Raw genomic sequence first — 9,846 nt, 5'->3', positions numbered from 1 at the left:
CGGTGATGCCGGGCGTCGCGCCGAGCGGCACACCGGGCGCGCCGGGGCTGCCGGGCAGGCCCGTGAAGCCGGGTCCGCCGGGGACTCCGGGCGCGCCGACCTGCGGCTGACCGACCGAAGAACTCATCGAAGGCGTCACAGCGGCACTGCTGACCACCATGTCTGCTGGCTGGTTGGGTGCGCGGAACCCGTCGAGGGAACCCTGACTGCCCGACACGTATCCGTTCAGGCTGTCAATGGCCTGCTGACGTGCCCGGTTCGTAGCCTCGACCTCGGCAGCGTGGTCGGTCTCGATGCCGACGAAACCAGCGACCTTGTCGCCGAAGTTCTGCTCGGTGTCGCCACGCAGATCCTGCGACGGCGGCGTGCTGTAACGGGCGGTGCTGGTGCTCTCGCCCTGCTGGGTGATCGCCTTGGAGTTCTGTTGTGATGCCTGGCTGCCGTCGTTCAGATCATCAGCCACGACCTTCGTCTGGCTCTGCCCTTTTTCTGCAGCTGAACCGCCCCAGTGAATGGAGAGCCTTCGCAGCTCCGCTTGGACTGCGGAGTCAGCAGCGTCCAACTTGCCCGCGAGGTCGCGCAGCGCCGCGGATGCCTCACTGAATTCTGCAGTAACCGTGCTGCTGTTAAGCTTCTGCACTTCGGCCGCTAGATCCTGGTTGGACCAGCCGTCGAAGTTCCAGTCAGTGAGCTGCCGATAACCCGACATCACTCCCCCTCACTTCAATGTCTTGAGAGTTGCGAGTGCGAGACCAGCGGCCTTCTCGGCCTTGCCGCACAGCACGGACTGATCTTTTTCCTTGGCTGAGGTCGGGATGTAGCTGACCATCAACTGCTGACCGTCAGCGACGTCGATAGCAACCGAGCAGTCGAAGCCGGACCCGCCCTTGAGCTCGATCTCCACCGCACCGAAGTCGCCAACGCTGATCACCTTGGTTTTGACGTTGCCACCGTCACCAAGCCAGTAAGAGACGCCTTCGTGAGTTACAGCACCGACCGTATAGGTGAAGCTGTCTTCACCTCTGTAGTGACAACTGGCTGAGTTTGCTCCATCAACCAGGTCCAGCTGCACCGACCGGGTTGCAACGGCTTGGATCTGCTTCATCTGATCTGGGGTGAGCAATTTGCACGTATCCACTGAGTCCAGCTTCAGAGCTGCAGGACGAGCGGGCAGCTCGTTCCCAGAACTGTTGCTGGAAGATGTCCTGGTCTGCGGAGCGGGAGTCGGGGTTCCCGTCTCACCGCTCGGCGAACAGGCCGAGAGGACAGCTGCGGCGATTATCACGGACGCCAGCTTCGAGATGCGCATCATCAATCTTTCGGCCTGAACGTCGCGTTGATCTCGTCCTCGGTGATGCCGTATTGTTCCGCCGACGCCTTGAGCTGGTCGGACAAGCTCTTCAAAGCATCCTTGTACTGCTTGATCCGATTGGCATATGAATCGTCATGGAAGACCAGCCGATCGTTCCAAGCTTCAACGACATCAGCAGTGACCTTGTCGCCCTTTGAAGGAATTCGAAGCTTGGGTACGACATCTTCATAAGCCTGGTCCAGGATGAGCCATTGGTCGTGGACAACCTTGCCAGCCTGCAAAACGGTTTCTCTGTCGACGTGGAACTTCTGGGTCGACGGGCCCGCGGCGAGCTTGTCCATCACCGCCGACGCCGCCTGGAAGGCGCCGATCGCCCCGGCCACCGCGCCGCCGGCCAGTCCCGCGGCGGCACCGAGAACGGCATCCGCCCCCGCGTTCTCCTGTGTCACGACGTCCTACCCCCGTACGGTCGGTAACGGTTCGGTCCCACTTCGCAGGTTACCAACGCCTGCGTGATGCGGACCTGTGGTTGGACGAAGTCCACCCGTCGTCGGTTCCACGTCACCCCGGGGCGATCGGACCGGGCACAGGAAGTCGGGTGCCGGACGGGCCCGGCCCCTAGCGTTGGGCACGTGCTGGAACGACTCAACGAGGCCATGGCCCGCATCGAGACCGATCTCGACGGCGAGGTCGACGTCGCGGTGCTCGCCCGGATCGCGGGCACCGGTGAGTACCACTTCAGGCGCATGTTCAGCGCGCTGGCCGGGCTGCCGCTCAGCGAGTACGTCCGGCGCAGGAGGCTCACCAGGGCGGCGAACGAGGTCCTCAGTGGACAGGACTCGTTGCTCGACATCGCGGTCAGGTGGGGTTACGGGTCCAACGAGGCCTTCGCGCGGGCGTTCAGGGCCATGCACGGGATCGGCCCGCAGGAGGCGCGGAGCAAGAGGAAACCGTTGCAGTCACAGCAGATTCTCACGTTCAGGCTGGTTGTCGAGGGGAGTACGAGCATGGAGTACCGGATCGTGGAGAAGGACGAGTTCCACGTCGTCGGCAGGGGGACGCGGGTGCCGTTGGTGCACCTCGGGCAGAACCCCGCGATCGTCGAGTTCGTCAAGGGCATCGGGATGCCGGCGCTGAACCGGATGAAGGAGCTCAGCGACGGGGAACCGGGCGGGTTGCTGGCGCTCACGTCCAACCAGGAAGGGGTCGAGGAGGGCAGCATGCTCGACTACTTCCAGGGGGTCGTGACCAGCCAAAAAGCGCCGGAGGACATGGAGACCATGACGGTGCCGAAGAACACGTGGGCGGTGTTCACGACCGAGGGGCCGTATCCGGAGACGATCCAGTACATGTGGCGGGACGTCTACACGCAGTGGTTCCCGTCGAACAGCTACCAGAGCGTCGAAGGGCCGTCGATGCTGCGCACGGAGATCGACGGCGACACGGCGCGAGCGGAGTTGTGGATTCCGGTCACCAGCTGAGCGCGAGGCGTTCGGTCACGTCGCGCAGTTCCAGGACCGAGAGCCACGAAGCAGGAACCACGCCGGCACCGTCCCGGGCGCCCAGGATGTTGCCGCAGATCGACCCCGTCGAGTCGCTGTCGCCCGAGTGGTTCACGGCGAGGCGCACGGCGGAGGCGAAGTCGGAACCGACCAGGGCGGCGTGCAGGCCGATGGCCAGGGCCTCCTCGCCCACCCAGCCGCCGCCGAGCGACGACTCGATCTCCTCGGGGGTCAGCGGACCGAGGCCCATCACCTTGTCCAGCAGGGTGGTCTGCTCCTCGTGACCGTCCCAGCGGACGAGCTCCGCGCGGGACACCGCCACGGCTGAGGGCAGGTCCGCGCCGTCGAACAACGCGCGGACGATCACCGCCAGCACACCGGCCGACAGGTAGCCGCTCGGGTGGTGGTGGGTCATGCGGGCCGTGCCGACGGCCAGTTCGAACACCTCGCGCACGTCGCGGGACCACACCGCGACGGGGGCTGCGCGCATCACGCCGCCGCAGCCCTTCGAGTTGTTCTTCTCGTTGTGCGTCAACGCGGTCAGGCACGTGTGGCCCGGCGCGCGCCGCGAGTGCAGGCGCCGGTCCGACATCAGCCAGCCGTCGTCCGGAACCGGAGGGCCGCCCTGCGTGTGCAGCCAGCGCGCGTAGGCGGCCCGCACGGTCAGCAGCGGGTCGACGCCGTGCTGACGCGCCAGCAGCAGGCCCTCCAGCGTGAAGAGGACCATCTGGGTGTCGTCGGTGATCTCCAGCAACGGGAGGTCGACCACGCCGTCGGGGCCGTACAGGCGCCGGATCACGTCGATCGACGAGAACTCGACCGGCGCGCCCATGGCGTCGCCGACGGCCCCTCCCAGCAGACACCCGAGGAGGTTCACGGCACCGTGATCTTGCCGTCGACCGCCTTCAGGGCGATGTCCGAACGGTGGTGCGAACCGGTGAGGTGGATGTCCTCGATCCGCTTGTAGGCGCGGTCACGGGCCTTCGACAACGACTTGCCGGTGCCCACGACCGACAGCACGCGGCCGCCGGACGACACGACCGCTCCGTCCTCACGGCGGCGGGTGCCGGCGTGCAGGACGCCCTCGGCCTCCGAGCCGGTGATCACGTCGCCGGTGCGCGGCCGGTTCGGGTAGCCCTCGGCGGCGACCACGACGGTCACGGCGTAGCCGTTCTCCCACTCCAGCGCGGGCAGCTCGCCGAGCGACCCGGTGGCGGCCGCCAGGAACAGCGACGAGATCGGCGACTTCAGCAGCGCCAGCACGGACTGGGTCTCCGGGTCGCCGAAGCGGCAGTTGAACTCGATCACCTGCACGCCGTTCGACGTCAGCGCCAGACCCGCGTAGAGCAGGCCGACGAACGGCGTCTCACGGGCGCGGAGCTCGTCGACGACCGGCTGCACGCACCGCGTCACGATCTCTTCCACTAGCCCCTCAGGAGCCCACGGCAGCGGCGCGTACGCACCCATGCCGCCGGTGTTCGGACCGGCGTCGCCGTCGCCCACGCGCTTGAAGTCCTGCGCGGGGATCAACGGCACGACCGAGACACCGTCGGTGACGCAGAACAGCGACACCTCGGGGCCGTCCAGGAAGGACTCCAGCAGCACGGGGTGGCCGCCGTCGAGCAACGTCATCGCGTGCGCGCGGGCGGCGGCCAGGTCGGACGTCACCACGACGCCCTTGCCGGCGGCCAGGCCGTCGTCCTTCACGACCCACGTCGGCCCGAACCGCCCCAGGGCGGAGTCGAGGCGAGCCGGGTTGTCCACGACCTCGCTGTGGGCGGTCGGCACCCCCGCGGCGTTCATGACGTCCTTGGCGAACGCCTTCGAGCCCTCGATGCAGGCAGCCGCGCGCGAAGGGCCGAAGCACGGGATGCCGAGCTCGCGGACGGCGTCAGCGGCCCCGACGACCAGGGGTTGTTCGGGGCCGATGACGACGAGGTCGGCCTTCCACTCCTTCGCGAGGGTGGCGACCGCCGAGGCATCGGCGACGTCGACGCCGTGGATCTCGGCGTGTCCCGCGATTCCCGCGTTGCCCGGCGCGCACGCCAAAGCTGTCAGCTGCGGGTCGCGTGACAACGCGAGGACAAGGGCATGCTCACGGGCTCCAGACCCGATGACCAGGACGCGCACGATGCCTGAGCGTAGTTCAGCCGAGTGCCTGCTTCGCCCCAGGGTGCAGCGGGACGGGCTCGGTGGCCGAGGCCTTGTCCTTCGCGATGTCCTTCACGGCCGGGTGAACCTTCTCCAGGTCAGCCTTCTTGTCGAAGATCAGCTTGGTCACCGCGCAGGCGTTGTTCGCCGCGAAGTCCTCGCGCACGAGCAGCAGGTTCGGCACCACGATGGTGGACACCTCGGCGACGCCGTAGGTCGCGGCCGGGATCGGCGCGGTGTCGTAGACCGGGCTGATCTTCTTCATCTCCGGCAGCAGCGGGGTGATGTCGACGAACTTCACCCGGTCCTTCAGCGACGTCGTGATGTCGGTGATCTGCGGCGTCGGCAAGCCGCCCGACCAGATCAAGCCGTCGATGCTGCCGTCCTTCATGCCGTCCGCGGTCTTGGTGAGGTCCAGGCGCTGGGCGGAGACGTCCGAGTCGATGTTCAGCCCGGCGGACTTCAGCAGCCTGCCCGCGATGACCTCGGTGCCGGACTTGGGCGAGCCGGTCGAGATCCGCTTGCCCTTCATGTCCGCCACGGAGTTGATCCCGGAGTCGGCGCGGACGAGCACCTGCGTGTAGTTCGGGTAGATCCGGGTCAGCGCCGCGATCTTCTCCTTCTTGCCGTTGAACGCGCCGGTGCCGTTCACGGCGTCCGCGGCGGTGTCGGCCAGCGAGAACGCGATGTCGTACGTGCCGCTGACGAGCTGCTGGATGTTCTGCACGGACGCGCCGGTCTCGGCGGACGACGCCTTCAGCTTCGAGTTGTCGGAGATCAGCTTCGCCAGGCCGCCGCCGACGACGAAGTACACGCCGCCGGAGTTGCCGGTGGCGATCGTGATCCGGCCGTCGGACGACTCGCAGGACGCTTGGGTTCCGCCCGCGTCCGGCGTGGTGGGCGTGCGTTTGCCGCCGCACCCGGACACCACGAGCGCCAAGGCGACCGCACCGATCGCGCACTTACGCAGCTGCATCACGAACCCTCCCACGGGTGACCAGGTGGACCGCCACGGCCACCACGAGGAACCCGGCCCCGATGGCGATCGTCAACGGCTGCAGGTAGAGCAGGAACAACGCCGCCGGCACGCACAGCGCGCGTTCCGGCCAGCGCGCGGGACCGAACAACCAGCCGCCCGTCAGCACGGCGAGGGCGGCGACCCCCAGCGCGGACGCCGCGAACGTCCACACCGAGTCGAGCACCGAGCCGCGCAACAGCAGCGCGGAACCGGAGTCCGTCAGCACGAACGCCAGCGGCACGAGGAACGCCGGCAGCGTGTACTTCCACGTCTGCCACATCGTCTTCATCACGTCGCCGCCGGTCAGCGCCGCGGCGGCGACGGCGGCGAGCGCGGTCGGCGGCGTCACCTCGGACAGCACCGCGTAGTAGAAGATGAACATCGCGGTCTCGGCCGGCTCGACGCCCAGCTCGATCAACGCGGGCCCGATGACGACCCACGAGATGATGAACGACGCCGTCACCGGCACGGCGAGGCCGAGCACCGACACCGCGACGGCCGCGAACACCGCCGTCAGCATCAGCACGGCGACCTCCGAGGACGCCAGCGAGGAAGCCAGGTCCACCAACGACGACGCAAGCGCTTGCCCCAGCCCGGTCTTCGTGATCGTCGAGGTCACGACACCAGCTGCGGCACACACCGCGATCACCGGGAACGCCGACCGCACACCGGTCGACAACGCGTCCGCGATCAGCCGGACCCAGTCACGCCGGTGGTTGATCAGCGCGAACAGCGCCGCCACCCCGGTCGCGTAGACGACGGCCTTGTAAACCGGGACGTCCAGTGCCAGGAACACGATGATGATCCCGAGCGACAGGAAGTGGTACCAACCGAGCTTGAGCACGTCCCGGAACCGCGGCGCGTCCACGTCGACCGGCCTGGCCCCGAACCGCCGCGCGTCGGCCTCCACGGCCAGTGCGATGCCCAGGTAGTAGAGCAGCGTCGGGATGATCGCCCAGACCAGCACCTCCAGGTACGAGACCTCCAGGTACTCGGCGATAATGAACGCCGCCGCACCCAGCGTGGGCGGCGACAGGATCGCGCCGATGCCGGACGCCGCGAGCAGCCCGCCCGCGTTCTCCTTGGGATATCCGGCCTTCTGCAGCATCGGCCACGTCACGGCACCCAGCGACACGGTCGTCGCCGTGCCGGACCCGGACACCGTGCCGAGCAGGAACCCGGCGGTCGCCGCGGTGCGGCCGGGTGCCGTCCGGGACTTGCGGAACGCGGCGAAGCTGACGTCGACGAAGAACTTGCCCGCGCCGGACGCGTTCAGCACGGCGCCGTAGATCGTGAACAGCACGATGTAGGTCGCGGCGACGTCCAGCGGGATGCCGTAGAACCCGCTGGAGTCGTTGAAGAACCCGTTGATGATCTGCGCGAAGTCGACGCCGGAGTGCGCGATCGACCACGTCTGCGGCAGGAACCCGCCGTAGTAGGCGTAGGCGATGAACGCCAGGCACACCACTGGGAGCACCCACCCGGTCGTGCGCCGGCAGGCCTCCAGGATCAGCACCAGCAGCACCGTGCCGGCGACGACGTCCAGCGGCGTCAGCTGCCCCTGCCGGTTCAGGAACTCGTCGAAGCCCCCGAACAGCGGGTACCCGGCGACGGCGAACGCCGCGAACGCCAGCACCCAATCCCACCACGGCGGCGTGTGCCCGCGGCCGTAGGACAGGAACACCAGCGGCAGCGTCACCGCCAGGAAGATGATCAGGTAGTACTGGCTCCCCTTGGCGAACGGGAAGAACACCTGCTTCAGCACGAGGAGCGCGATCAGCAGACCGGCGATCCACAGCGCCCGCTCCCACCGCGGTGAGAGCGAACGCGACGGCATCTCCTCGTCGTGCTCCGCGACGATGCGGGCGAGGTCCGGGTTGGCCACGAACCGACCGTACTGTGGTCGCGATCACAGCAGGAGGGGATCATTCCAAAGGAAGTGCAAAGACTTCAGACCACGGCACTGTCCACATAGCACCAGCGCCAGTCCTCGCCCGGCTCGAACGAGCGCATGACCGGATGCTGGGACGCGCCGAAGTGCGCCGTCGCGTGCCGGTAGGGGCTCGAGTCGCAGCACGCCACGTGCCCGCAGGACAGGCACATCCGCAGGTGGGCCCAGTTGCGCCGGCCCTCGGCGAGGCAGTCGGCGCAGCCCTGCGCCGAGTCCGGTTCGACCAGGCGGGGCAGGGTTGCGACGTGCGAACAGGTCATGGCTTCCCACAGTACGCAGAATGTGCAGCATGGTCGGGCCTGAACTTCTCCTGCTGCTGCTCGGGGCGCTGGTCGTCACGGCGATCGCACGTCGCTTCAACTGGCCGGCACCGCTGGTGCTGGTGGCCGTCGGGCTCGTGGTCTCGTTCATACCGGGTGTGCCGGAGTTCGAGCTCGACCCGCACCTGATCCTGCTGGTCGTGCTGCCGCCGCTGCTCTACAGCGCCGCGCTCGACAGCTCCTACCTCAACATCCGCGCGAACCTGCGGCCGATCGGCTTCCTGGCGATCGGGCTGGTGCTGTTCACGACCCTGGTCGTCGGCGTCACGGCCACGCTGGTCTTCCCCGACCTGCCGTTCGCCGCGGCACTGGTGCTGGGCGCGGTGGTGGCGCCGCCGGACGCCGTCGCGGCGGTCGCGATCGCCCGCAGGCTCGGGTTGCAGCGCCGCGCGATGACGTTGCTGGTCGGGGAGAGCCTGATCAACGACGCCACGGCGCTGACGGCGTTCAAGGTCGCGGTGGCCGCCGCCGCGGGCACGGCCATGCACCCGGCCGAGGGCGTCGGGTTGTTCCTGCTGGTCACCGTCGGCGGCATCGCGGTCGGCCTGGTCGTCGGCGTGGTGGTGCGGTTCCTGCGCAAACGGCTCTGCGAAGGCGTCCTGGAGAGCGCGCTCGGCCTGCTGGTCCCGTTCGGCGCCTACCTCCTCGCCGAGGAGGTCGCCCACGTCTCCGGCGTCCTCGCCGTCGTCGTCGCGGGCCTGTACATCGGCCACCACTCGCCCCGCGGCAAGTACTCGACCCGACTGCAGGACGCGGCCGTGTGGCGGTCGCTGGACGCGCTGCTGGAGGCGTTCGTCTTCGCGCTCATCGGCCTGCAGCTGGCCTCGATCGTCGACGGCGCCGACCTGAACGCCGGACTGCTGCTCGGCGCCGGTGCCGTGCTGGTCGCCACGGTCCTCGCGCGGTTCGTCTGGATGTACCCGGCGGCCTGGATCCCGTACGGGCTGTCCAAGAAGCTGCGGGAACGCGAACGGCCGCCGCACACCGGTCAGCTCACGGTGATCGCGTGGGCCGGCATGCGCGGCGTGGTCACCCTCGCCGCGGCGGCCGCGATCCCGCCGGAGGTCCCCGGCAGGGACGTCATCGTGTTCTGCGCCTTCGTGGTCACCATCGCGACCCTGCTGCTGCAGGGCACCACGCTGCCGTGGCTGATCGGCAAGATCGGCTACGCGGGCGACGACGCCCGGCAGGACGCGCTGGCGGAGGCGCAGGTCCAGCACCGGGCGGCGCAGGCAGCGGTGACCAGGCTGGACGAGGAGATCGACGACACCCCCGACCACGTGCGCGACCAGCTGCGGTCGCTGGCGGAGCAGCGGGGCAACGCCGCGTGGGAACGCCTCGGCCGGCAGGAGGAGGAGAGCCCGGCGGCCGCGTACCGCAGGCTGCGGCGGGTGATGCTCGCCGCCGAACGCGACGAGTTCGTCAAGGCCAGGGACAACGGCGAGATCGACGACGAGGTGCTGTTCCGGGTCATGCGCGAACTGGACCTGGAGGAGGCGGCACTGTCGCGCGAATGAGGCCGTAAGTCACCGTTCACCTGCTTTTCGTGTTGCGATGCTTGGGTGCGCTTCCAACACGAAATGGGAGGTCGA

At 68.3% G+C, this 9,846-nt stretch carries 10 protein-coding genes; 2 read left to right on the top strand and 8 right to left on the bottom strand.

What is annotated here, in order from left to right:
• From VF330_RS16790 to VF330_RS16780, 3 genes are all read right to left on the bottom strand, one after another.
• The coding region (locus VF330_RS16790; RefSeq protein WP_330852536.1) for a PPE domain-containing protein at positions 1-709 on the bottom strand (709 nt) is incomplete at its 3' end.
• A gap of 9 nt (positions 710-718) precedes the next feature.
• The gene (locus VF330_RS16785; protein ID WP_330852535.1) at positions 719-1,309 is read right to left on the bottom strand and encodes a DUF3558 domain-containing protein; all 591 of its coding nucleotides are present in this window, start codon (positions 1,307-1,309) and stop codon (positions 719-721) included.
• Positions 1,310-1,311: 2 nt separating this feature from the next.
• Positions 1,312-1,761 carry a hypothetical protein gene (locus VF330_RS16780; RefSeq protein ID WP_330852534.1) on the bottom strand — a complete coding sequence of 150 codons (450 nt, stop codon included), beginning with the start codon at positions 1,759-1,761 and terminating at the stop codon, positions 1,312-1,314.
• Between the two features lie 183 nt (positions 1,762-1,944).
• Here VF330_RS16780 and VF330_RS16775 point away from each other — a divergent pair, with 183 nt between their 5' ends.
• Entirely contained in the window at positions 1,945-2,793 is an 849-nt protein-coding gene (locus tag VF330_RS16775; protein ID WP_330852533.1) for an AraC family transcriptional regulator, read from the top strand.
• Here VF330_RS16775 and VF330_RS16770 read toward each other — a convergent pair.
• From VF330_RS16770 to VF330_RS16750, 5 genes are all read right to left on the bottom strand, one after another.
• Positions 2,783-3,691 (bottom strand): ADP-ribosylglycohydrolase family protein, encoded by a 909-nt coding sequence (locus VF330_RS16770; RefSeq protein WP_330852532.1) that lies wholly within the window; start codon positions 3,689-3,691, stop codon positions 2,783-2,785. The genes VF330_RS16775 and VF330_RS16770 overlap by 11 nt on opposite strands.
• Complete coding sequence (gene purD / locus VF330_RS16765; RefSeq protein WP_330852531.1) at positions 3,688-4,944, bottom strand: phosphoribosylamine--glycine ligase; 1,257 nt, start codon at positions 4,942-4,944, stop codon at positions 3,688-3,690. The genes VF330_RS16770 and purD overlap by 4 nt, the downstream gene beginning before the upstream one ends.
• Positions 4,945-4,960: 16 nt before the next feature.
• Positions 4,961-5,941, bottom strand: a complete 981-nt coding sequence (locus VF330_RS16760; RefSeq protein ID WP_330852530.1) for a TAXI family TRAP transporter solute-binding subunit — start codon at positions 5,939-5,941, stop codon at positions 4,961-4,963.
• Positions 5,928-7,820, bottom strand: coding sequence for a TRAP transporter fused permease subunit (locus VF330_RS16755; protein WP_330852538.1), 1,893 nt, complete (start codon positions 7,818-7,820; stop codon positions 5,928-5,930). The genes VF330_RS16760 and VF330_RS16755 overlap by 14 nt, the downstream gene beginning before the upstream one ends.
• A gap of 113 nt (positions 7,821-7,933) precedes the next feature.
• Entirely contained in the window at positions 7,934-8,194 is a 261-nt protein-coding gene (locus VF330_RS16750) for a UBP-type zinc finger domain-containing protein (protein ID WP_330852529.1), read from the bottom strand.
• 29 nt (positions 8,195-8,223) lie between these two features.
• Between VF330_RS16750 and VF330_RS16745 the strand changes: the two genes are divergently transcribed.
• A complete protein-coding gene (locus VF330_RS16745; RefSeq protein WP_330852528.1) occupies positions 8,224-9,771 on the top strand; it encodes a Na+/H+ antiporter in 1,548 nt (515 codons plus the stop codon).
• Positions 9,772-9,846 lie beyond the last annotated feature (75 nt).

The organism is Lentzea sp. (assembly GCF_036380075.1).
Lineage (GTDB): Bacteria > Actinomycetota > Actinomycetes > Mycobacteriales > Pseudonocardiaceae > Lentzea.
Note: the sequence above shows the minus strand (reverse complement) of the source record. Positions and strands in the feature narration are given on the sequence as shown.